This is a genomic window from Massilibacteroides sp., assembly GCF_028705895.1.
Taxonomy (GTDB): Bacteria; Bacteroidota; Bacteroidia; order Bacteroidales; family Tannerellaceae; genus Massilibacteroides.
In genome coordinates, this window is the sequence record NZ_JAQWCQ010000033.1 from 1 (window position 1) to 23896 (window position 23896).

At 40.4% G+C, this 23896-nt stretch carries 18 protein-coding genes and 1 pseudogene; 9 read left to right on the forward strand and 10 right to left on the reverse strand.

The genetic code is table 11. The features are described from left to right. On the reverse strand, positions 1-148 hold a 148-nt coding region (locus PHT93_RS15165; RefSeq protein WP_363318643.1), incomplete at its 3' end, for a carbonic anhydrase. A 1021-nt stretch (positions 149-1169) separates the two neighbouring features. Here PHT93_RS15165 and PHT93_RS09520 point away from each other — a divergent pair. Next, on the forward strand, positions 1170-3362 hold the full coding sequence (locus tag PHT93_RS09520) for an alpha-L-rhamnosidase C-terminal domain-containing protein (RefSeq protein WP_300242182.1): 2193 nt from the start codon (positions 1170-1172) through the stop codon (positions 3360-3362). 43 nt (positions 3363-3405) lie between these two features. On the opposite strand, the gene PHT93_RS09525 is transcribed toward PHT93_RS09520, so the two are convergent. From PHT93_RS09525 to araD, 4 genes are all read right to left on the reverse strand, one after another. Continuing rightward, positions 3406-5151: a sodium:solute symporter gene (locus tag PHT93_RS09525; protein ID WP_300242184.1), complete on the reverse strand. Its 1746-nt coding sequence runs from the start codon at positions 5149-5151 to the stop codon at positions 3406-3408. 14 nt (positions 5152-5165) lie between these two features. Next, a complete protein-coding gene (locus tag PHT93_RS09530) occupies positions 5166-6833 on the reverse strand; it encodes a ribulokinase (RefSeq protein WP_300242188.1) in 1668 nt (555 codons plus the stop codon). A 67-nt stretch (positions 6834-6900) separates the two neighbouring features. Next, a complete protein-coding gene (gene araA, locus PHT93_RS09535) occupies positions 6901-8403 on the reverse strand; it encodes an L-arabinose isomerase (protein ID WP_300242191.1) in 1503 nt (500 codons plus the stop codon). A 101-nt stretch (positions 8404-8504) separates the two neighbouring features. Beyond that, the gene (gene araD / locus PHT93_RS09540) at positions 8505-9188 is read right to left on the reverse strand and encodes an L-ribulose-5-phosphate 4-epimerase (protein WP_300242193.1); all 684 of its coding nucleotides are present in this window, start codon (positions 9186-9188) and stop codon (positions 8505-8507) included. 288 nt (positions 9189-9476) lie between these two features. Here araD and PHT93_RS09545 point away from each other — a divergent pair, with 288 nt between their 5' ends. The 3 genes from PHT93_RS09545 to PHT93_RS09555 are packed head-to-tail and all read left to right on the forward strand — an operon-like array spanning position 9477 to position 12908. Further along, positions 9477-10634 (forward strand): NAD(P) transhydrogenase subunit alpha, encoded by a 1158-nt coding sequence (locus PHT93_RS09545; RefSeq protein ID WP_300242195.1) that lies wholly within the window; start codon positions 9477-9479, stop codon positions 10632-10634. Positions 10635-10653: 19 nt separating this feature from the next. Beyond that, the gene (locus PHT93_RS09550; protein WP_300242197.1) at positions 10654-10965 is read left to right on the forward strand and encodes an NAD(P) transhydrogenase subunit alpha; all 312 of its coding nucleotides are present in this window, start codon (positions 10654-10656) and stop codon (positions 10963-10965) included. Further along, complete coding sequence (locus PHT93_RS09555; protein ID WP_300242199.1) at positions 10962-12908, forward strand: NAD(P)(+) transhydrogenase (Re/Si-specific) subunit beta; 1947 nt, start codon at positions 10962-10964, stop codon at positions 12906-12908. Before PHT93_RS09550 ends, PHT93_RS09555 begins: the two co-directional genes overlap by 4 nt. A 226-nt stretch (positions 12909-13134) precedes the next feature. Here the strand turns inward: PHT93_RS09555 and PHT93_RS09560 are convergent. Both PHT93_RS09560 and tnpB read right to left on the reverse strand, forming a co-directional pair. Beyond that, a pseudogene (locus PHT93_RS09560) lies at positions 13135-13822 on the reverse strand (transposase); the annotation flags it as partial. After that, the gene (gene tnpB / locus PHT93_RS09565) at positions 13738-14394 is read right to left on the reverse strand and encodes an IS66 family insertion sequence element accessory protein TnpB (RefSeq protein ID WP_300242201.1); all 657 of its coding nucleotides are present in this window, start codon (positions 14392-14394) and stop codon (positions 13738-13740) included. The gene tnpB and the pseudogene PHT93_RS09560, both read right to left, overlap by 85 nt. 209 nt (positions 14395-14603) lie before the next feature. Here tnpB and PHT93_RS09570 point away from each other — a divergent pair, with 209 nt between their 5' ends. From PHT93_RS09570 to PHT93_RS09590, 5 genes are all read left to right on the forward strand, one after another. After that, on the forward strand, positions 14604-16412 hold the full coding sequence (locus PHT93_RS09570) for a hypothetical protein (RefSeq protein WP_300242203.1): 1809 nt from the start codon (positions 14604-14606) through the stop codon (positions 16410-16412). 191 nt (positions 16413-16603) lie between these two features. Continuing rightward, positions 16604-16969: a DUF3244 domain-containing protein gene (locus PHT93_RS09575; RefSeq protein ID WP_300242205.1), complete on the forward strand. Its 366-nt coding sequence runs from the start codon at positions 16604-16606 to the stop codon at positions 16967-16969. 123 nt (positions 16970-17092) lie between these two features. Continuing rightward, the gene (locus PHT93_RS09580) at positions 17093-17863 is read left to right on the forward strand and encodes a hypothetical protein (protein ID WP_300242207.1); all 771 of its coding nucleotides are present in this window, start codon (positions 17093-17095) and stop codon (positions 17861-17863) included. Positions 17864-17934: 71 nt separating this feature from the next. Continuing rightward, positions 17935-18408, forward strand: coding sequence for a hypothetical protein (locus PHT93_RS09585; protein WP_300242208.1), 474 nt, complete (start codon positions 17935-17937; stop codon positions 18406-18408). A gap of 99 nt (positions 18409-18507) precedes the next feature. Then, positions 18508-18690, forward strand: coding sequence for a hypothetical protein (locus PHT93_RS09590; RefSeq protein ID WP_300242209.1), 183 nt, complete (start codon positions 18508-18510; stop codon positions 18688-18690). Here PHT93_RS09590 and PHT93_RS09595 read toward each other — a convergent pair whose 3' ends face one another. From PHT93_RS09595 to PHT93_RS09605, 3 genes are all read right to left on the reverse strand, one after another. After that, complete coding sequence (locus tag PHT93_RS09595; RefSeq protein ID WP_300242211.1) at positions 18691-19386, reverse strand: NUDIX domain-containing protein; 696 nt, start codon at positions 19384-19386, stop codon at positions 18691-18693. Positions 19387-19454: 68 nt separating this feature from the next. Next, positions 19455-21824 (reverse strand): glycoside hydrolase family 127 protein, encoded by a 2370-nt coding sequence (locus tag PHT93_RS09600; RefSeq protein WP_300242212.1) that lies wholly within the window; start codon positions 21822-21824, stop codon positions 19455-19457. A gap of 7 nt (positions 21825-21831) precedes the next feature. Next, the gene (locus tag PHT93_RS09605; RefSeq protein WP_300242214.1) at positions 21832-23808 is read right to left on the reverse strand and encodes an alpha-L-arabinofuranosidase C-terminal domain-containing protein; all 1977 of its coding nucleotides are present in this window, start codon (positions 23806-23808) and stop codon (positions 21832-21834) included. Positions 23809-23896 lie beyond the last annotated feature (88 nt).

Below are 23896 nucleotides of genomic sequence, written 5' to 3' on the forward strand. Positions count from 1 at the left end.
AAATAAAATTAAAGTCATTATTGGGTGCTAAGTTTGCAATATTACGATGTACGAATACATCACCTATATCAGTTTGCAATAGTTGTTCCACAGAAATACGACTATCTGAACATCCAATAAAAAAAATATTCCGGATTTTGTCCCTCACTAAGATTCTTAAAATACATGGGATCCTCTGCTAATTTCTCAGCTTTCCATTTCTGATTGTCTAAAAAAATACGGTTAATATTATCCATAGCTTATCTAAATTAGTGAATTTACAATATCGTAAAAGAATAGGATAAATCATTGAATTTTAATATAATTTTCTTTTTAATATAGAATGTTTTCTTTTTTGAATACTTTGAGAGCCTGTTTAAATTTTTATAGGATATTTCTTGAGGGCTTGTTTCGGTCTTCTTTCGTCTTCTTTTGGATCAGTCCGATACCCCGGTTGTTATTACACTTGGATTATGTCGTTTTTAATGGGATTACCTCGATAGGTTAAAACAAATCGTGGACAGCAAATATAAAAAAAGTGAAATAAAAAACAAAATAATAGCAAAATCTGTCATTTTTAGACAAGTTGTCATCGGCTTCAATAGCGTTGTTTTAACGCGCTTTATTAAATAAAATGACAATATATGTACCCGAAAAACAAACACCGAAAAACCGCACTTAAACCGCACGATACGGCATGCCCATTTTTTTGAATTATCAAAATTGAACAAAAAAAGGCAATGGATAAAATCTCCCTATTCTTTTTGGAAAAAGACTCTATTCTTTTTTTGAAGATAAAGGATATCTTTCAGAAAATAACCTTTATATTTTCGGTAAAAAACGGGCTATTTTAGTCTAAATACAATATTTATTAGTCTAAAACGGTATTATAAATCAAAAAACAAGGATGGATATTTTTTTACGCGTAAGTAAAAGGACGAAAAAAGTATCTATTTGTCAAAATAAAACACAAAAAATCAAAGCTATTCGATTTGGTTTTAAGGCTGAAAGCCCGCTATGCTCATTCATGCGGATATACAACTAAACAAAAAATAAAACGAAATAAGCCACGAATAAAAAATTAAACAGGCTCTGAATAAAATTAAAATAGGATAAATGTTGGCTTATATCTTTTTCGATGTTATTTTTGTTAATATTGCTAACATAATGAAAAATACAGACTTCTTATCATGAAAAAGATTTTACTGCTCTTTTTTTTCACTTGCTATCTGAGTGCTGTTTCCGTTTATGCCGAAAATTGGAAAGGGCGATGGATAAATACCGAACATTGTCAAAGTGCAACGAATACCTGGTTGGCTTTTCGTAAGACGGTTGACTTGAAAAATGTGCCTGAAAGCCTGACGGCGAAAATTGCTGCCGATACAAAGTACTGGTTATGGATTAATGGTCGGTTAGTTGTCTTCGAAGGCGGTTTGAAAAGAGGCCCAAGTATGCATGACAGCTATTTTGATAAGGTGGAGATTGCGCCTTACTTGAAAAAAGGAGAAAATTTAATTGCCATACTTGTCTGGCATTTCGGAAAAGATGGTTTTTGCCATGTAAATAGTGGAAAAGCAGCGTTGTTGTTTGATGCACAGGGAGAAGGCGTAGAGATTGTATCCGATGATACCTGGCGTAGTGCGGTGTATGGTGCGTATCAGAATACGGAAGCTCCTTTCCCGAATTTTCGTTTGCCTGAAAGTAATATTCGTTTTGATGCACGTCAGGAAATGCAGGGTTGGACTACTGCCTCATTCTCAGGAAACCTGCCTCAGGCAGTTATAATTGCCGATGCAGGGGATGCTCCTTTAGGAAAACTCGTAGAACGACCAATCCCGTTGTGGAAAGATTATGGTTTAACAGCTTATCCCAACGTGAGAAAGTCAGCAGATAATGATACCCTGTTCTGTCGTTTACCTTATAACTGCCATGTGACTCCTTACCTCAAGGTAAAAGCACCTGCGGGAAAAACAATTCATATGCTTACTGATAATTATGAAGGAGGAGGTACTCCAAATGTGCGTGCGGAATACATTACGCGTGAAGGCATTCAGGAATATGAAAGTTTAGGCTGGATGAATGGTCACGAGATGTGGTATATTATTCCCGAAGACGTTGATGTGTTGGATGTAAAGTTTCGGGAAACCGGCTATAATGCGGAGTTTACAGGCTCATTCCAGAGTAATGATACTTTCCTGAATGAATTGTGGAAGCGTTCGGCGAGGACGCTTTATGTAACTATGCGCGACACGTATATGGATTGTCCGGATCGTGAACGGTCTCAATGGTGGGGCGATGAAGTCAATGAATTAGGCGAAGCGTTTTATGCTTTATCTCCTTCTTCCTGGAAATTAGCCGAAAAAGGAATTCATGAATTAATGAACTTCCAACGTAAAGATGGGGTGATTTATGCTCCTGTTCCCGCGGGCAACTGGTTTAAAGAATTACCGCTGCAAATGTTGGCTTCTGTGAGCTGGTATGGTTTTTATACGCAATATTATTTTTCAGGAGACAGTAGTTTTGTTGCTCCTATATATGATCGTTTACATGTCTATTTACATGATGTTTGGAAAGTAGATGCAAGCGGACTTCCCGTCGAACGTAATGGCAATTGGACGTGGGGCGATTGGGGAGAAAATATAGATATGGGGGTTCTTACTACTTGCTGGTATTATCTTGCATTAAAAGCTGAACGGGAATTTGCTTTACAATTAGGCAAAACCATTGATGCCGCCCAAAATCTGCAAATGATGCAAACGATTGAGAAATGTTTTGATACAAAATACTGGACAGGAACCTGCTTCCGTTCTCCGGGATATAAAGGAGAGACAGATGATCGCTCTCAGGCAATGGCAATTGTTTCCGGTTTGGCCTCTACAGACAAATATCCGGCTTTGACAAAAGTGCTGAAAAAAGAATATCACGCAAGTCCGTATATGGAAAAATATGTATTGGAAGCCTTGTTTAAGATGAAACAATCAAGTTTTGCTATTGAACGTATGAAATCACGCTATAGTAAGATGATGAATTATCCTTATACCACCTTGTTTGAAGGGTGGGATGTAGGTCCTGAAGGCTTTGGTGGCGGAACGATTAACCATGCATGGAGTGGGGGGCCGTTGACTATCCTTAGTCAGAAATTGTGCGGAATAGAACCTACATCGCCAGGCTTTAAGACGTTCAAAGTTGAACCGGATTTAGGCTCACTAAAAGAAGCCTCTGCTACCGTAGAAACACAATACGGCTTTATCCGTGTTGATATAAAGAAGAAAGGTTCAACGATTAGTCTTGCTGTTGATGTTCCCCAAGGAACAGAAGCGACATTGGTTCTCCCGAAAAAGAAACCTAAAAAAGTAACAGCCGGAAAACACGTGATAAATTGATTTTAGTTGGGGTGCATAATACACCCCAACTAAATTATAAGAATTACCAGAAATACCAGTAGAAAGCAGCGCACAAAGCAACTACACCGATAGATGCTACTACATCGATCCAGTTCCAGCTCTTTCTGATCTGCGTTTTATAATCTGATGTGAATGTGATCGCTTCTATTTGTTTGGCTGTTGGAGCCGGAGTGAAGAATGAAACTACCACCATCAGCAAAATGATAAATACGAGCAGCCAGATTTCAAATATAAGCCAGTTTGTCTGCCAGAACCAAGCTGTATAATCCCAATACCAACCCGTCATCAGATCTTTGCCGGTATTCGTGAAAATATTCGTTATCAAACGTAACATACCGAGAATAAATCCAACGATCATACCTACTTCACCTGCTTTAGGGGTGATCTTTTTGGAGAAAATACCCAGGGCAAATACTGCAACCATTGCCGGAGCAAGTAATGATTGGATACCCTGCAGATAATCGTAAAGACTACCAAGACTCATCATAATAGGTATCCACACAATACCGAGGATTACAACAACTATAGTTGCAATACGACCAACTAAAACATAAGTTGCTTCACTTTTATTTTTGAACATAGGTTTATAAAAGTCTTCTGTAAACAGCGTAGCACAAGAGTTGAAGAAGGCTGCTAAAGAAGCGACCAATGCCGAAATAAAGCCAATAGTAACAATACCTTTAACTCCTGCCGGTAATACGAATTTAACCATAGCACCAAACGCCGTATCCGGATTTTCCAGCGTAAATCCACTGTCCGGATGAGCAGCTAAGGCCGCAGCAATCATCCCCGGGATAAGAAACATGAATACGGGTAATACTTTAAAATAACCCGCAGCGATAGAGCCTCTGCGTGCCCGTTTCATAACTGCTTCATTCGATTCGCCTTTACGTTGCCCGAGTACACGCTGTACGATATGCTGATCGGTACACCAATACCAGAATCCGATAATAGATGCTCCAATAAATACCCAGAATCCCGGATACTCATCATATAATGGATCTCCTGTCTGGAAATGGAACATATGATTTGTTCCGTATGCAACGCCATCTTCACCCACATTCAGCGTTTTGGAGTAATCAATCATCGCCGCCCAACCGTCACCGATATTTCCTCCACCAAGAGTTGCTAATCCAAGGAAAAGAACGAGGAAAGATCCCAGAATGAGTATAGGAGTCTGAATGGCTGATAGTGTCATAACTCCTTTCATACCACCCAAAACAGTGAATATTCCGGTTAGAACAATTAAACCGATAGCCCCGTACCAAAAAGGTAAACCAAGAAGGCTTTCCATGAATATACCACCCGTAAATGCCGTAACACTCACCTTTGTTAAGACATAAGCAACGAGTGTGATTATGGATAACCATGATCCTGTTGCCGGTGTGTATCGATATTTGAGAAAATCAGGCATGGTAATGATTTTCCCCATTTTGTTATTCATAAGCTGGTAGAAGGGAACAAAAAGCCAACCTAAGAGAAGGATCATCCAACCTTGCATTTCCCAATGTGCCATGCCGACACCTGCTTTTGCACCTGTGCCTGCAAGACCAACGAGATGCTCCGAGCCGATATTGGCCGCAAAAATAGCCGCACCAATAATATACCAGGGTTCACCTTTCCCAAATAAGTAATCTTCACTGTTCGCTCCCTGTTGTAAACGTTTGTCTTTCTGTATCGAACGCCATACAGCCCAGGATACAAGCACTATTCCGATTACGATAATTACCCAGTCAATCCATAAAAACTCGTGTGATTCCCAATTCATAACAATGTGTAGATTTAAGAGAATAATTCAGCTTCTGTAAAGCTGCCTAATTTTTGATAGTTCCCATACTGACGTATGTATATTTTGTGGTTCTCTTCATTTGGAATATATTCTTTAGAGAATCCTTGTCCCATTGCTTTTTGCGCTGTGAAAATATCCTTATGAATACCTGCAACGACAGAAGCAAACATCGCAGCACCGAATGCGCAAGCTTCTTTTGTCCTGGCCACTTTAATCGGCATATTCAGTACATCAGCAAGTGCTTGCATAACCAAAGGGGATTTTTGAGAAATTCCTCCGATGCCAATAACATGATCTATCTCGATTCCGTTTTCAAGGAAACGATCAACAATGGCTTTTGAACCAAATGCGGTGGCTTCAACCAATGCTTTATATATAAGCGGAGCTGTGCTGGCTAAATTGAGACCCGTAATGGTCCCTTTTACCAACTGACTTGCATCCGGCGTGCGACGACCGTTCATCCAGTCAATTGCCAGCAGTGAACTTTCTGCCACAGGAATCTTCGCCGCTTCTTCGGATATTTCAGGGATTAGTTTATCAAGTGCTTCTTCGATTAGTTTGGATTTGGTTGGATCGTCAATTAAATCAGACTTTCCGACCAGGTTTTCCAATGGCCAGGCAAGAACTGATTTAAACCAGGCGTAGATATCTCCAAATCCGGATTGTCCGGCTTCCAATCCGATCATTCCAGGAACGACAGAGCCGTCCACTTGTCCGCAAATACCCGGAATAAGTTTTTGTTCCATATCTTCATACGAAGCAATCATGATATCGCAGGTCGATGTGCCGATCACACGAACGAACGTCTTTGGTCCGATTTCTGCTCCGACAGCTCCCATATGGCAATCAAATGCTCCTACGCCAACGGCAACACGAGTTGACAAACCTAACCTGTCAGCCCATTCTTGTGTAAGCTGGCCAACTTTAGTATCACTTGTGTATGTGCTTTCGTATAAACGTTCCCTGTATCCTTTGAGTAAAGGACTGATGGCAACTAAGAACTCTTCGGGAGGAAGCCCGCCCCATTCTTCGAGCCACATGGCTTTGTGTCCCGCTGAACAACGGCTTCTTACTATTTTCTCCGGTTTAATCACTCCTGTAATAAGTGCCGGCATCCAATCGCAATGTTCTATCCAACTGTAGGCAGTTTCACGTATCGATTCATCAACTGACAGTACATGAGCCATCTTTGCCCATACCCATTCGCTGGAATAAATTCCGCCTTCATAGGCTGTATAATCTATATCCCAGGTTTTTGCCAATTGATTAATGCGAGCTGCTTCGTTTACTGCTGTATGGTCTTTCCACAAGACAAACATTGCGTTTGGATTTTCAGAAAACTCAGAGCGAAGTGCCAAGGGGAGCCCTTCTTTATCAATAAGTACCGGTGTGGAACCTGTTGTATCAAAAGACATACCGACAACGTTTTCTGCTACATGCGCCGGCGAATTATTAAGTGCTTCTTTAATTGACTCCTCAAGAGCTTCTATATAATCTAAAGGATGTTGACGATATTGATTTTGCTGCGGATTACAATATTTTCCCTGCATCCACCTCTTATAGTATTTTACGGATGAAGCTATTTCTTTTCCGGTTTCTGCTTCAATGATTATAGCCCGGCACGAATCCGATCCATAATCCAATCCTATTACATATTTCATGCTATATTGATTTGAAGGTTAGTACATACGCCATGTAACGTGAATCCGTTACATGGCGTTACTATTATTATCTTAATGCTTTATTCAGCATATAATATACTTCGTTATTACGAAGGTCTTGACGGAACTGACGGATAGTTGTGTCTTTATCAATTATCAGCAATTCGATATCTGCAATTTCAGCATAATCTTCTAACATATCTGTTGTTACAGAATAAGAAAAACTGGAGTGGTGCGTACCACCTGCCAGAATCCACGCCCCGGCTCCGATTTCGAAATTAGGCATAGGTTTCCATAACGCACATGCAACAGGAAGTTTAGGAAGCGGTTTGGGTTCTTCCACCATCACTTCATTTACAATCATACGGAAACGATTGCCCATGTCAACGATAGTAGCGGCAACTCCTTCTCCTTTATGTGCCTGGAAAACAAGACGAGCACATGTACGTGCATCTCCGATACCTAAGAAATGGACTTCTATACGAGGTTTTACTCCCGTTATGTCCGGATTTATTTCCAACATATGCGATTGAAGAATCGTACTATTCTCGCCATCAAAGTTTAAGGTATAATCCTCAAGGAATGATTGTCCACCCGGTAATCCTTGTCCCATTATCCACATTGTGCGTACAAGAGCTGCCGATTTCCAGTCGCCTTCAGCACCAAAGCCGTATCCTTCAGCCATCAAACGTTGTGATGCAAATCCCATTAACTGAGACATGCCTTCTAATTCATTAAAACTTGTTGTGAACCCTTTGGCTCCATTGTCCTGCAGGAAGCGGCGAAGTCCGATTTCCTGTGCTGCAGCATCGCGGACAAACGAATGTTTCTCTGCCCCTTTCTTACAATCGTCAGCGAAGTCATATGTTTTTTCGTATTCAGCAACTAACGCATCTATTTCAGTTTCCGTTACCGCATTCACATAAGGTACAAGAGTTGCAATAGGTGCATTGTCCACATGATATCCTAAGCGTATTTCTGCTTCAACTTTATCACCATCAGTAACGGCCACATTATTCATGTTATCTCCGAAGCGGATAATAAGCATATCCTGTGCATCTGCCCAGCCTGCACATACACGCATCCAACCGGCTATTTTCTTTTGAGTTTCTTTCTCTTTCCAGTATCCGACAACCACCTTACGGGGTTTGCGCAAACGACTGGTAATATGACCGAACTCACGATCTCCGTGTGCTGATTGATTCAGATTCATAAAATCCATGTCGATTTCACTCCAAGGAATTTCTTTATTGTATTGCGTATGAAGATGTAAAAGAGGCTTCTTGTAATCCAATAAACCATGTATCCACATCTTGGCAGGAGAAAATGTATGCATCCAGGTAATCATTCCGACACATTTTGTATCTCCGTTTGCTGCACGCATAATTTCAGAAATCTCCGCCGAAGAATTGGCAGTACCTTTATATACCACTTTAATCGGTAGTATCCCCGAATCATTTAACCCTTTTACCATTTCTGTAGAATGCGCATCTACAGCTACCACAGCATCACCCCCATATAAGAGTTGAGCTCCGGTTACAAACCATACTTCTAAATCTTTAAAATTCATGATATTAATTTTTTATTGAGTTCTTTCAATAGGTATTAAGAAGTTCCTGAAAGAACCAGGTTATTATTTTTATTCTTTTGTTGCTTGTTTATAAAAGAGACTTATTGTCCGTAATAAGCCTTCGGACCATGTTTCCTGCTAAAATGTTTATCGATTAACGCTTCATTCATGCTGAATGTCGGATTAATGTTTATCGAAATAAAAGCCATTTTAGCAACCTGTTCCAAAACTACGGCATTGTGAACCGCATCATGGGCATCCTTTCCCCAGGAGAAAGGGCCGTGGTTATTCACCAATACTCCAGGTGTATGGTCGGGGTTGGTGCTATGAAAAGTCTCAATAATAACATTACCGGTTTCCAGTTCATAATCTCCGTAAATCTCTTGTTTAGTCATTGACCGTGTACAAGGAATTGCCTCTTTGAAATAGTCGGCATGAGTTGTTCCTATATTAGGAATAGCAGAACCTGCCTGTGCCCACGCTGTGGCATAAGTTGAATGAGTATGTACTATCCCTCCGATATTAGGGAAGGCTTTGTATAGAGCGAGATGGGTTGGTGTATCTGAAGAAGGCTTCAGTTTTCCCTCCACAATCGTTCCCTCCATATCCAGAATCACCATATCATCTGCCGTCATTGTGTCGTAAGAGACTCCGGACGGTTTTATGGCGATTAATCCCTTCTCCCGGTCGATGCCGCTGACATTCCCCCAAGTGAAAATAACAAGTCCGTGTTTCACCAGGTCAATGTTTGCGTCAAAAACTTCTTTTTTTAATGCGTCTAACATATTGTGTTTAATATAATTTGTATGCTCGTAGATAAGTGTTCCAAAGATACTTGCGATATTACTAATAAGTGTTCATGTAAACACTTATTCTTTGCATGTTATACAACATTTATTATCACTTACTTACTATTTCAGTTTAAAGCATAGAATTGTTGTCTTTTAGTACACAAAGGATGTCAACTTTTATGGTAAACAGTACCGAAATCTGTCAACCTTATTTAGGATAAGTCACCTTTCTATTTCTTTTATGCTTACATTTGGTAATTGTTAACTTTAAATTGAATTACTATGATTATTGGAATTCCCGGAGAGATTATGCCCGGCGAAGCGCGTGTGGCTGCTATTCCGGATACAGTGAAGAAGTATGTTGCTGATGGGGCTAAGGTTTTAATAGAGAAAGGAGCGGGAGTTGGCTCTTTTTATCCTGATGAAGACTATGTAGCGGCGGGTGCCCAAGTGATTAAATCAGCAGAGGAATTATTTGAGAAGGCAGATCTGATCCTTAAAGTTAAAGAACCACTTTTCAATACAAAATTCAACAAACATGAGGTTGAGATGATGCACCAGGGGCAATTCCTGATCACATTTATTCATCCGGCATCTCCGGTTAATCATGACATGGTGAGAATGCTGGCAGAAAAGGGAGTTGTTAGTCTTACGTTGGATAGTGTTCCCCGCATTTCGAGAGCACAGAATATGGATGCTTTGACATCCATGAGTACGTGTGCCGGTTATAAAGGGATTCTTTTGGCTGCCAATGCGATGGCTAAGTTCATTCCTCCTATGTTTACCGCAGTGGGTTCTATTCAGCCCGCAAAAGCATTAGTTATCGGGGTAGGTGTGGGTGGTCTTCAGGCATTGGCTACATCCAAACGTCTGGGTGCAATTACTTATGCAATGGATATACGTCCTGCGGCAATGGAACATGCGATGAGCCTCGGTGCTAAAGTGATCGATCCGGCTGTGCCTGCTGATTTGGCTATAGCAAAAGGTGGTTATGCCAAGGATCTGCCTGCTGAATGGATTGAAAAAGAGCGCCAGAAACTACGTGAGGTCCTGAAAGAGATGGATATCGTGTTTCTGAGTGCTTTGGTGCCGGGCAAGATTGCTCCGATATTGATTACGGAAGAGATGGTTAAGGAGATGAAAAACGGATCTGTTATTGTTGACATCTCGATTGATCAGGGAGGAAATTGCGCTATCACACCTCCGGGAACTACGGAAGTGAAACATGGGGTGACGGTGATCGGTATTAAGAATATTCCGGGATTACTCCCAACCAGCTCTACTTGGATGTTTGCCAATAATGTATATAATCTGGTTAATTATCTGATGAAAGACGACAAGATTGAATTGGATATGAATGATGAAATAGCTCGTTCTATCTTGGTGACGACCAACAATAAGATTGTTCATGAAGGAACGTTGGAGGCGATGAATAAGTAATCCTTAAATTCTATTTCAAATGAATCCAGTTTTTTTGATTTTGATATTTCTGGTATCGTCTTTATTGGGATACCTTATTATAAAGAACGTTCCCAGTCTTTTGCATACGCCACTTATGACGGGGATGAACGCATTAGCGGGAATTTGTCTCTTAGGTGCGGTTGTGACTGTAGGATATTCTTATCAGGCCGGAGGTAACGGTTTGCTGATCGGACAGATTCTGGGAGGTTTGGGAATTGTCTTGGCGACAGTGAATGTGATTGCCGGTTTTGGAGTTACTCACCGGATGCTGAAAATGTTTCAGCCTAAAAAGAAAAACAAAAAACCATGATGACGGAAACCATTTATTACATTGTATGCAGCGTCTTATCGTTGTTGGCCTTGTTGGGTCTTTCTATGATGAGTAAAGTAACCTCTTCCGTGCGTGGCAATTTGTTGCTTTCATTTTGTTTACTGGCGGGGTTTGTGGTGACATTGCTTTTCTATGATATTTTCGATGTATCCACAATCTATATTTTCATTCTGTTGGGAACTCTTATCGGAGTTGTATTAGCGTATAGAGTGAAAATGATTGAAATGCCGCAAACTGTAGCTATGCTAAATGGTTTGGGCGGGTTGGCAGGTGCAATTGTTGGGGGACTGACACTGATCGGAGTGGGAGTAAAACCGTCTGCCTATCCTCTATTTGTCAATTTTACAGCTGATCTGGCGGTGATTGTCGGGATGGTTACTTTTGTAGGCAGTATGATTGCAGCCGGAAAACTGCATCGGCTGTTGCCTCAGAAGCCGGTTGTTTACAAGAACCATCAGTTAATAACCAATTTACTTGGTTTACTGTCCGTTGTTACTGTTGCCCTTTCATTTATCATAGGGAATAACACGACTCTTTTTGCCGATCCATACTTCATCTTGCTACTTGGAGCTATCTTCGGATCCTTATTCGGGTGGATGTTTGCCATTCGTATCGGAGGAGCAGACATGCCGATCGCCATATCCCTGTTGACTTCTCTGGCAGGTATTGCAGCTGCCATTGCCGGAATGGCCATAGGAGATATTCTGGTAGTGTCTATTGGTGGAATTGTTGGCTCATCTGGACTGATATTGACACAGATTATGTGTAAAGCGATGAACCGGAAATTAATGGTGATCCTATTGGGTAAGACTTCAGGAGATGTATCTGTTACAAATTCTGCTACAGGTATTGTCGCAGAGAATAAGGCCGAGTTAGATGAAAACAAATTAAAATCGGCTCGCAAGGTAATACTCGTTCCCGGATACGGCATGGCATTAGCGCAAGCGCAACATCAGGTGCGGCAATTAGCCGATTTGTTTGAGTCGAGAGGAGCTATTGTGAAATATGCTATCCATCCGGTAGCCGGACGAATGCCCGGACACATGAATGTGCTTCTGGCAGAAGCGGATGTGCCCTACGATCAACTATACGAGATGGGTGCTATCAACGATGAATTCAAGGACGCGGATCTGGTAGTCGTTATCGGAGCCAACGATGTGTTGAATCCTGCTGCGCGTGATGCGGAAGGTACCCCTATCTATGGTATGCCTGTGCTGAATGTAGATCAGGCAGGATACATCGTTATCTGTAATTATGACCTCAAACCGGGTTATGCCGGCGTGCCCAATCCATTATATGAAATGGAAGACAAAGTTGTGGTGATGCAAGGTGATGCGAAGGTTTCGTTAAACAAACTTATGCGCACAATCGATGCTGAAAAAACGACAGTCGGTAATGCCTCACCGATCAATGCCGATACGGAAAACGTATTGAGATCAGCCCGTAAGGTAATACTCGTTCCGGGATACGGCATGGCGCTGGCTCAGGCACAACATCAGGTACGTCAGTTAGCCGACCTCTTCGAATCGAAGGGAGCTGCTGTGAAATATGCGATTCATCCGGTAGCCGGACGTATGCCCGGACATATGAATGTGCTTCTCGCAGAGGCCGATGTTTCCTATGATCAATTATACGAAATGGATGCGATCAACGATGAGTTTAAGGAAACAGATCTGGTAGTCGTCATCGGCGCTAACGATGTATTGAATCCTGCTGCCCGTGATGCAGAAGGTACTCCAATTTACGGTATGCCCGTTCTCAATGTGGATCAATCAAACTATGTTATCATTTGTAATTACGATCTGAAACCCGGTTATGCCGGCGTACCGAATCCATTGTATGAAATGAAAGAGAAAGTTGTCACGATGCAAGGAGATGCAAAGAAATCGCTGGCTGAATTGATCGGTAAATTGACTGAATAAACAACTTAAAGAACACAAAATCAAAAAGGCTTGCTTCAATTATTCCTTGAAGTAAGCCTTTTTTAATACGTCTATAATGTAAGCATTCGGTGTACCCCGTCTTTTGATTAAAAGGTTCTACTTACTTTCAATTAAACTTTCAAAAAGTTGGAAAACATTCGGAGTTGTTTCAGATTTTCTTGGAGTTTTATTTGGATTCTCTTCCCTTCCAATTGTGCGGGAGCAATTCCGCTCTGGCTTTGTCTTCTTTCAAGGCTTCTTCAAACTTGCGTCGGGCATGTGCCCAGCAACCAAGGGGTAAAACTCCTTGCTTATCCTCGTACATTTTATAGACTTCATAACCGTCCGTCTGTAAAGCTCCCCGGAAGTCTTTGAGTAAAGGCAATACCACTTTCTGTGCCGCCCGGCTCATACTCCAACACTTTAGTTACTTCAGGTTCTAATTCATGCCAAACGGCTTTATCGTCCAGATTATCTACAACAGGGTAAACATGCTCTTCTTTGCGAGGTAGATCTTCCGACAATGGCTTGCGGACAGGTTTTTCTTTTATTCGCTCACGCGTGCGTCGTTCTTTAGAAGAAACAAGTTCTTCGGCCGCTTTCTCGGCCAGTTCCTTCTCTTCGGGTAGGACATCCAGCCCTTCAAAGTCTAACCGACGTTGAAGAGGATCCGCATTAATGAAGCGTTCGCTGGTCTTTCCCCACAAACGGCGATTCAGGTAGGCGACCTGGCTTTCTAAGGTGAGGATTTTATCCTTCTGAAGGGAGATTGTTTGCTCGTAGAAGCTCTTCAGGGCATCAACGTCCGTACAGTCTTCCAGCTTGCCTTTCAGTCGCTGGTTCTCTTGGTACAAACAATCGCATTTGTCCAAAACTGTATCATCAGCATTAGGTTTTTCCAGGAACTTAGGCAGGAGTGGCTTTCTTCTTCAAAGTGCGGAAGCCGGAAGGTGCCCTCCTCAAGCCGTAAATGGTAGATGACTAGTCCACCGGTCTCCATATGTAATACTTTCATGGAGGTACAATGTCGGTTGATAAAAATAAAGGCATCACCGCTACGGATATTTCCACCCATCTGATCGGTCACGAGCCCGCTTAGGGTATAAAAGCTTTTGCGCGTATCGGTGGGGAAAGGATACAACCAATAGCGGATGGATTCATTCATTTCTCTGATATCCCTACCCAGAGGCATGCGAAGTCTTACGCCGTTGGGATAGATTAGTTCGCAGATACTTCTCTCTACCGGATAGGAGTCCAATTGAGGAGAATAATCAGAAGAACACTTTCCCGGAGAACCGGTGGAATTTAATACTAACGGAACAAAGCCCGAAGGGTGCTCTAATTCTTTTCGATCTTGCTTGAGCTTCTTCTGCCAATAGAAAAAGCAAGATAAGGAGATACACTCGTTACAACAAAAGTTTTTGACTCTCAGGCCACTTGATTGGTAGCGCGAATAGATAGATTCAAACTCTTTGAGATTCCACATAACGTTTTTGGGAGCAAAGGTAGAATCAGATAAAGCATGAAAAAAGACAGGGTACCCCGAATGCTTACATTGATGAAGTGCTTAAAATGTAGTATGTATTGCTTCAGTTTCCCTGTACTGTTTTCTTTTGAAAATAAAACAAATTATTTCCTTTTGTTTTGTTGTCAATCGTGTATATTTGCTTTCAAAACAGAATGCTGTATTATTGAATGAATTACTTTGCAGGACTATTGTTGCTCCTGTTCTTTTTTTCGTGTGCGAAAAAGGAGCCGGAATTACGTATAGAATTACAACAGGCTGAGGAACTTATGTGGGGCCACCCGGATAGTGCGTTGATGCTTTTGGAAAAGATGGATATAGCCAAACGGGAAAATGAACTGAATTATGCGACTTGGTGCTTATTAGTGACCCAGGCTCGTAATAAGATGTATATAGAAGAAACGTCGGATTCGTTGATTAATGTGGCTTTGGCTTATTTCGAGAAGCAGCCCCATCCGCGTCGTAAAGCACAGGCTTTTTTCTATGCCGGCCAGGTGCAACGGGAGATGAATCAGGTTGAGGCTACTGCCCGATATTATGTGCAGGCACTTGACGAAGTGAAGAAAACAACGGACTACCGTTTTGCCTGCCTGATCTGTTCTAATCTGGGGATGCTTTATGCCTACCGTCCGGAACTGAAAGAGCAGGCTAAAGCGTTTCTTCGTGAAGCAAATCACTATGCCTTACAAACAACCGACAGCAATTATATTGCCAATTCCTTTTTGGAATTAGGGCGTATTTACCGTGTTTATGAACAACAGGATAGCGCAATACATTACTACGAAAAAGCCATCCGCATAGAAGAAGACAGCAAGCAATACCGGGCTTTGGCGATGGCTTTGACAGAGGTGGCCAATCTGTATACTTGGCATGGAGAACAGGATAAGGCTTTCGCTTGTCTTCATAAATCGATTGATCTTAAACAACGCTATGCTTATTATGGGCTCGAGCAGTCTTATTTATCGCTTGGCAATATTTATGTGGAGAAAAACAGCTATGACTCGGCTGTTTTTTATTTGGAGAAGGCTTTACAATCATCCAATATGAACACACGACGAGATGCCTATTGGTATTTGTCTAAAGTTAATAAACAAAACGACTATTTCGATAAAGCTTTTTTCCATAAAGAGCGGTATATTGAATTAGCTGATTCTATAAACGAAAAAAAACAAGCGAAAGAAATCCTCGAAATAAAAGAAAAGTATGCACATGAAAAATTGATTAACGAAAACAATCAGTTGAAAATGCGACATGATCGATGGATAAAGATTTCGCTTATGGGGTTGCTGACGATTGTACTGATTGTTGCTGCCTTAATTTATTTATACCAGCGGAAGCTGCTGAATAAAGAACGGCTATTGCAACAAACAAAGAATAGAATCCTGCAACTTTTCGAAACCATCGACAGCCATATCACGACAATAGAAAAAAACAAAGAATTAATAAATCGCCTTTCTACTCAAATAGAAGAAACGGAAAACAGGGAAACGGAGGCCGTAGACCAACTTTTGTTTGCCAACGAAAACTTGCAGAGAGAAATCTCCGAACATAAAAGAGAAATTGCTCGTTATAATGACGATTTGAAAAAACGTGAGAATGCTACTTTTAAACTCCTTTCAAGAGAAAAAACATTATTAGAACAGCTCGAAGATAAAAGTCCGATTATTCATGAAATCCGGCAGGCGAGAAAAGTTATGTCGGAAGAACAATGGCAAAAGCTGAAAGCAAGTCTGGATCAGTTGTACAATAATTATACCGTCCGTTTATCCGCTCAATACCCTGAACTCAACGAGATGGACATACGTTACTGCTGTTTTATTAAACTCAATTTGTCGAATGAACAGATCGCTACGCTGGCTGCTATTTCTCCTCAGTCGGTGATCAAAAGAAAACAACGTATCCGAGATAAAATCAATACAAATCCGGATGAACAAATAAAGACAGTTCAAGCTTTAGCAGACTATCTTTCTCATTTCTGATTTGAAAATGTCCACTTCTCTTTTTGTTTGTGTTTATTTAAAGTCTCTGACAAATAGCTCCTTATGTCGGTTTTTACATGTTCGTTTTGTCCACCTGTTTTTTCGTTGTGAACCTTTGTCTATATGTAATTTTGCCTTGTCTATAGTTCTATATATAGGAAACAAAACGTAAATTTTTAAAATTAATTTTTATGAAAAAGCTTTCAGGCGCATTGATTGTTATTGTTTCATTTTTTATAACAATGCAATTAGCAAAAGCCGAAAAAGTCCCTTTAAATGGAGATTGGGATGACAAAGGATTAAGATCTGCGGTCGTAGAGCAACCCGTTTTGGTTGACAAAGAAGGAGATATGCTTATCATTCAGTGTGTAAGGACTTCTTCGGATCTGACTGTTCGGATAACAGGAGAAAACGGAGAAATGCACGAATATACCTATCCGGCTCTGGAAACAGCTCTTATTGTAATTGATGTGACCCATATGGATGCTGGAGCATATACTATAGAATTGACCAACCCTATAGGAGGATATTTGTTGGGAACGTTTGAAAAACAATAGCTCAACAAAACAATAATTTTACGTATGAAACGAAGCCTGATTTTTATTCAATCACACAAGACCATGATATTAAAAATCTTGCGAGTTCCATACGACCTTAGTGAAACAAATAATTAATAACGTATGAAAAATCCTATTCGCATTTTGTTTATACTACTGAGTGTATCCATGTACCATCCATGCATGTTCTCTCAATCATCCTTTGATGAACAGTTATTTAAAGAAGCTGCAAAAGAAATCTTTCTTCAGGGGATTAAACAATATAATGAAGACATTGATTGGTCAAATACTTATTCAGGAAATAAAAAGAAATCTGAAAAATTTCAACTTACAGATACTGCAAACATTGAGTTTTCTATACCGATTCTGACGCTTAAATCTTTGTCCCATAATGGTAATGTAGATAATTTACGTTTGATTGATTTGATTGATTATAATTATGATCCTTATTCTCAACTGACGTTTATAGGAAGAAAGACTTCTGTGGAGATTCTGTATATACATAAAGGTATTTGCCAACGATGGGAGAAAAAAATGATGGAGAATTTGGAAAAGAAAGATTTTGAAGACTATCGTATTCCTCCGGGGTATAGTGACTCTACGCTTTCAGTCTCTTCTACGATAGAATTAGGAAACTCCGATCAAAAATTTAATTACGTTCATTTTAAAGCTTATTTGCAAGATCGGAGCGATGTTGAAGTCTTTCGTATCTATCCGATGAAAGAATTATGGGCTTTAAATAATGGTAAATTGAAGAAACTGTCATTCTCGAAAGCAGGAGTTAAGGAAGAAGATGGAGAAACCTATTTCTCTAATTTATTGAAAAAGTATGGTGTAGAAAGCTTAGAGAATGTGATTGCCGGAGGGGAATGGGAAAAGATTATTGTGAAATAGAAATAGCGTATGTTTAGCTCGGAATAACGGGTAATAACATGGTTCTATCTTATAAAATTAAATGGTTTTACATGAAAAAGACAGTTTTAACTATTGTTGCATTGCTCTGTACAGCTTTGACCGTAAGCGCTCAAAGCGATGAGCCGGGAAAAGAGCTCCGGATGAATACGGGGTTTTGGAGTACGTCCTTTTATGTTGGTGAAGAAAAGGTTACGTCGAAAGAGTTTACGAATATTGTGAAGCAAAAGGAGAATGCTTACCAAGTATTTAAGTCCGGAAAGAATCTGAACACGACAGGTGTTGTGTTAGGTGCCGTGGGAGGCTTTTGTTTCGGTTATGATTTGGTGTCCCGCATTGGAGGAGGAAAAGGAAATACGGGCATGTTGATAGGTGGGGGCGTTGTTGCCGTTGGCGGTATCGTTTGCGACTTGTTGGGAGAGGCGAAGATGAAAAAAGCCATAAACCTTTTTAACGGAGAAAACACCGCCTGCTCCTTGCATCTGGAAGCCTCCTCCTCGGGCATGGGATTGTGTTTGAATTTTTAGCGTGGTTTGTTTATAGAAATCATTATATTTATGCCGCTGGAGAGCTTGTTTCTATTTGTATAGAAGACCGTTTCGCCAATAGCGGCTGCAGCGGGTCATGTGGCAGGAGGAACGACTGCCGGTTTGTTGGAAGGCCAAAGCTTTGAAATCGCTTTTGGAAACTCTTTCAAAGGTATCGGTCAAAGCATGGCTATTGGTGGAGCTATAGGAGTTGGTACTACCGCCGGAAAAACACGGACTACACCGAATGCTTACTCTATTATGTTTTGGATAAAGCCTTAATTATAAGGAAAAATAATTACCCTTCTTTAAAAGTTGATCATACTTTTCTTTGTCAAACTTATAATAAAAAGCTCCCCGTTTGGAATTTAATTTGTCTTTGTCTTCCTGTTTTTCGAGAATATTCATTTCCAATATTTTCTTTCTGAAATTCCGTTTATCTAAAGTCGTTTGATAAATTGCTTCATAAAGAGACTGGAGTTGCGGTAATGTAAATTTCTCTGGAAGCAGATTAAATCCTATCGGTTGAACAGCCGCTTTTCTTTTCAGAATTTTTAATGTGTCAATAAGCATTTGATTGTGGTCAAATACCAGATCTTTTACGCTATCGACCTCTTCCCATCTTGCGTTGTGAACCTTACAAAGCTCTTCGTCGAATAATTCTAAGTCAATTAAAGCGTAATAAACAACGGAGATTACACGTTCACCCGTATCGCGGTTGATGTCTCCATATGTTCCCACTTGTTCCATATATACATTCTGAATGCCGGTGTATTCATGGACAACACGCGTTACAGTTTCATCAAGACTTTCATTCGAACGCAAGAACCCACCCATAAGAGTGTCATGTCCCTTTAGGGGTTCGAACTTACGTTTCGAGATCAAAAGATATATTTTATCATATTTGAAACCAAGTATGATACAATCTACGGATATATAGAATTTCTCTTGTTCAGTATAAAATTGTTGAGATGTCATTAGAGTTTAAGTGTTTTTGCCACGTTTTTATGGTGGGCAAATATACTATAATAATCTTTTCCTATAAATTATTTTTTACTTAAAAGTCTTATTTCAACTATTTTAGCTGTTTTTCTGTCATCTTTTGCCTGAATTTTAATTGATAATTTATCAGAATCAGAGAGAGAAGAAGGTATTTCAATTACTTGTGAGAATGTTTCTTCTCCGCCAGTTCCATCTAATGTTACCGAAGCTATGATGCTGTCATTCAAAAGGATGTCGAATGCTGAAGGTTCCTGCAAATCAAGGTATTTCAGGAATACATATTTTGCATCGTTGTTCACGTTTTTCAGTTGATAACCGAACCAACCCTGAGCATCACGCCAATGTACGCCTTCATCAAATCCGGTGCGAGATTTGTCGGATTGAATAAAATGATCGGATTCGGGTTGTTGTTCTCCACAGGTTATTTTATCTAAAGTTATTTTATCTAACCGTTCATTCTCTTTTTCCTCAATCATGATTCTTTCCTGAAGTTTGGCAACATCCTCTGTCGTAGCTTGAGGCCAATAAATGATATAGCGCGATTCGTGCAACCGGAAAAACGGAATAAGTTCCATTTCATTCGGGTATTTGTGAGAATAAAGGTTACTTAACGTGAATGTCAAAGGTTTTCCTGTAACAGGCTGTATGCAGGAACTGATCTTATCCGGGTCTGAAACGATAATAGGCATATCTCTTAATGGTATTTTCTTGCCATGAGCTATATGTCCTCCGCGACTATCATCGGCAAAAAGACCGGCTAAATCGTCTTTCTCTGTTTTAGCTGCCAGAACCAACGGTCCGTACAGAATACTATAATAATTTGTCTGGTCGGGCAACTGTTCCACAACGATATGCATAGGCATCTGTATAACGACCTTGTCACCCATTACCCATTTTCTGTCGATTGAAATATAGCCATCGTCGGTCTGATTTATTCTAATGCCTTTTCCGTTTATAAACACCTCCACATTGTTGGCCTCAACCCATGACGGATACCGTATCTTTAATGTGAATTTTGTTGGCCGTTCCGTATTAAAACTTAACTCCGTACTTGCCTGATCAGGAAACGAGTTGTTTTGTGTAACTTCAACTTTCTTGTCCTCCCAATACAAAGTAGAAGGAATAAATAAGTTGACATATAATTCATCCACACCATGCGCATAGATCATTTCTCCGTATTTTGCATGATTCTCAATACCCGAGCCAACACAGCACCACATACTTGTTTGCGGTTGAGAATAAACACGATAATGTCCCGGTCGCATTTGTGTGAAATAAACCAAACCGCCCGTTTCAGGATTTTGGGTGGATAAGATATGGTTGTACAATGCTCGTTCGTAATAATCCATATATTTTTTGTCGAGAGAAGTCTGATAGAGCATCTTCGATAATCGAAGCATATTGTATGTATTACAGGTTTCAGGTCCTTCGATTTCTTTTACCATTCCCGAAAAGTCATTTGTCGGATGAAAATGCTCACGCACACTGTTCCCTCCGATGCAGACCGACCGGTGTTCAACAACTGTTTCCCAGAAAAAACGGGAAGCGTCAGACCAGGATTCATTTCCTTCAATATCCGCAATCCGTTTAAAACCCAGCACTTTCGGAATCTGCGTATTAGCATGCATCCCGGTCAACTTATCCTCATGACTAAGAAGTGGCTCTAAAACAAATTGATGAGAAAACAGATGTGCCAGTTTCAAATACTTTTTGTCACCCGTTATCGCAGCAACATCCGCAAAGACTTCATTCAGTCCGCCATGCTCACTACGCAGCATATCTTGCATCTGAGTATCTGACAAATTCTCAACAAGACGTATCGCCCAGTCCGACATCTTAATCAACATCTCTTTAGCATCCTGTCTTCCTGCATACAAATAGGCATCTCGTAATCCCGCATAAGTTTTGTGGATATTGTATAAAGGTACCCACTTGTCATTCAGGCTAAAACCAGCAGCTCTGATATTGCCGTTCGCTATCTCTTCCCAGATTTTCTTTCCATCCGGAACGCCTCCTATATATCCATTCCCATTCGCTTCCTGGCATCGCTTTAATTCGCTAAGCATATAGTTGAGCCGCTCTCCAATCTCTTTGTCATCTGTGGATGCATACATCAAAGACAGTGCAGATAAATAATGTCCGCCTATATGACCGTCCAATCCGGTGTTTTCCCAGTTGGTGTAGCTTTCTGCCTTTTGTGGCAAACCGGCTTCACGTAAGAAAGGAGCAAGTAATCTGTCGGCATTAAGTTCCAAAAGATACACTTTATCAAGATCTTGTGCATGTTTGAAAGGACTGTCCAACAATCTGACTGCATGTAAATCGAAATAATCGATTTTCTTTTTGGTTTGAGCAGTACCCGTAAAAGCACATGCGAAGGATAAAAACAAAATATAAATCCGAGTGGTCTTCATCTGGTTTTTACTGTTGTTTTATAGTGTAAAGATTAAAAGATTGTGGTTGTGCTTTTATAGATAAAGTATTATTCTCAATTGTTCCCGATGTTTTCTGTGGAATAATATTTTGCGGTTCATCCAATGTGTTCACGGCTTTCAGATCATGATGCATCATAATGCATTCTCCGACAGAAAGAGTGGTGCTTTTCTTAACACCCGTCAGGTTGATTGCAATATCTTTTACTACATTAGTTGTATTCACTACTTTTATGATGTAGCTCTTTTGGTCTTTATCATATACAGCAGAAGCATACAACCCGCCTTGTCCACTTATCGCTTTTTTCTCCTTTGTTGTCAGAGTCATTACATTTGTCCCCTTGTGTTGCGCATAGATTTGCTGCACATAATAATTAGGCGTTTTCATCATCCGGAGATTATCAAACCAAATCATATCCGGTTTCCATTGCCAGGCATCAACATGAGCAAATAAAGGCGCATAAGTACACATGTGCACAATATCAGCATTACGTTCAAGTCCGGTCATAAAAGCAGCTTCGGAAAGAGCCGACAGAAAACTGTTCTGTTTCTTGTTTGCATGATCATGCGAAGCATATTCACCGGCGAATACCGCAGGCCCTTTGCGATCATAATTGTCATATCGGGCTGCATTGTTGAAGAACCAATCAGGCTCCTTATAATAATGTTCGTCCACCAAATCGACTTTCAGTCGTTTCATTTCCGGCCATAAATAATCAAACTCTTTTCCTTCAGCAGCAGGACCTGAACTACCCACTATTTTAATCTCGGGATATTTTGCTCTGATTGCTTTCACAAACCTTTCAAGTCGTTCAGGATATTCATTTCCCCATTGTTCGTTGCCAATACCGATGAATTTAAGGTTGAAAGGCTCTGGATGTCCCATTTCAGAACGTACTTTTCCCCAAGTTGTCGATTTGTCTCCGTTAGCAAATTCGATCAGATCCAAAGCGTCCTGAATATACAAATCTAATTCACCGACAGGAACATGACAATGTTCGCCATCATTCTGATATTGACAGGCAAGTCCACAGTTTACAACAGGAAGCGGTTCAGCACCTATATCTTCAGACAATAGAAAATATTCATAAAAACCAAGACCATAACTCTGAAAATAATCAGGGAAGAAACGATTTGTAAACGTATAATGCCATCTGTTTTCATTTACCGGTCGATTTTCAACCTTGCCAACGCTTTTCTTCCAATCATAGCGCGTTTCAAGATCGGTGCCTTCAACAATACATCCTCCCGGAAAACGGAATATACCCGGATTTATATCAGCTAATGCTTCAGCCAGATCTTTTCTTAAACCATTTTCTCTGCCTTTATACGTATCTGTGGGAAAAAGAGACACATGATCTAAAGCAATAGAACCCTGAGTCGTGAAGAAAATACGTAAACTCCCTTTTGCCTCTGTCGCCTTTGCCGGCATTACCATTGTGTACTTTTTCCAATCAGAAGAGTTGATGACTAATTCCTGTTTTCCAATTACATCATTATGAGAATCAATAAATTCAACCCGGATTTTCTGTTCTCCATCACCTCTGAGTTTTTTAGCCCATACAGAAAATCGATAAGAAGCTCCTTCTTTAAATCCCATTCCTCTGTATCCCTCGTTTTCAATACCTGTGTGTTTATGTGCGTGTCCTGAGGGTGAAAGAACCAAATAATTCGGATTCCGTTCAAAAGGCGATTTATCATTACGAACAGTCACCTTGCCAAAAATATTCCATCCCATAAGACTTTGAGGAAAATCAAAAGAACGGTTTTTGACTAATTCAGCGTAAAGTCCTCCATCAGCAGCAAAGTTGATATCCTCAAAAAACAAACCATACATTGTTGATTGTACAGGAGCGCCAATCTTTTTTGTATTGAGGATAAACTCATAATTTTCTTGCGCCGTTACTACTTGGCATGCAACAAGACAAAGAAATAAGCTCAATGCCCTAAAGACGTTTTTTTTCATGATTTAGTGTTTTATTTATTTAGTTAACTTCCAATAGATTTAGAGCCTGTTTAAATTTTTATAGGATATTTCTTGAGGGTTTGTTTCG

Excerpts from the sequence above, each read along its gene's own strand:
- PHT93_RS09520 (WP_300242182.1), top strand. The coding sequence starts at position 1,170 with ATGAAAAAGATTTTACTGCTCTTTTTTTTCACTTGCTATCTGAGTGCT.
- PHT93_RS09525 (WP_300242184.1), bottom strand. The coding sequence starts at position 5,151 with ATGAATTGGGAATCACACGAGTTTTTATGGATTGACTGGGTAATTATC.
- PHT93_RS09530 (WP_300242188.1), bottom strand. The coding sequence starts at position 6,833 with ATGAAATATGTAATAGGATTGGATTATGGATCGGATTCGTGCCGGGCT.
- araA (WP_300242191.1), bottom strand. The coding sequence starts at position 8,403 with ATGAATTTTAAAGATTTAGAAGTATGGTTTGTAACCGGAGCTCAACTC.
- araD (WP_300242193.1), bottom strand. The coding sequence starts at position 9,188 with ATGTTAGACGCATTAAAAAAAGAAGTTTTTGACGCAAACATTGACCTG.
- PHT93_RS09545 (WP_300242195.1), top strand. The coding sequence starts at position 9,477 with ATGATTATTGGAATTCCCGGAGAGATTATGCCCGGCGAAGCGCGTGTG.
- PHT93_RS09550 (WP_300242197.1), top strand. The coding sequence starts at position 10,654 with ATGAATCCAGTTTTTTTGATTTTGATATTTCTGGTATCGTCTTTATTG.
- PHT93_RS09555 (WP_300242199.1), top strand. The coding sequence starts at position 10,962 with ATGATGACGGAAACCATTTATTACATTGTATGCAGCGTCTTATCGTTG.
- tnpB (WP_300242201.1), bottom strand. The coding sequence starts at position 14,394 with ATGTGGAATCTCAAAGAGTTTGAATCTATCTATTCGCGCTACCAATCA.
- PHT93_RS09570 (WP_300242203.1), top strand. The coding sequence starts at position 14,604 with ATGAATTACTTTGCAGGACTATTGTTGCTCCTGTTCTTTTTTTCGTGT.
- PHT93_RS09575 (WP_300242205.1), top strand. The coding sequence starts at position 16,604 with ATGAAAAAGCTTTCAGGCGCATTGATTGTTATTGTTTCATTTTTTATA.
- PHT93_RS09580 (WP_300242207.1), top strand. The coding sequence starts at position 17,093 with ATGAAAAATCCTATTCGCATTTTGTTTATACTACTGAGTGTATCCATG.
- PHT93_RS09585 (WP_300242208.1), top strand. The coding sequence starts at position 17,935 with ATGAAAAAGACAGTTTTAACTATTGTTGCATTGCTCTGTACAGCTTTG.
- PHT93_RS09595 (WP_300242211.1), bottom strand. The coding sequence starts at position 19,386 with ATGACATCTCAACAATTTTATACTGAACAAGAGAAATTCTATATATCC.
- PHT93_RS09600 (WP_300242212.1), bottom strand. The coding sequence starts at position 21,824 with ATGAAGACCACTCGGATTTATATTTTGTTTTTATCCTTCGCATGTGCT.
- PHT93_RS09605 (WP_300242214.1), bottom strand. The coding sequence starts at position 23,808 with ATGAAAAAAAACGTCTTTAGGGCATTGAGCTTATTTCTTTGTCTTGTT.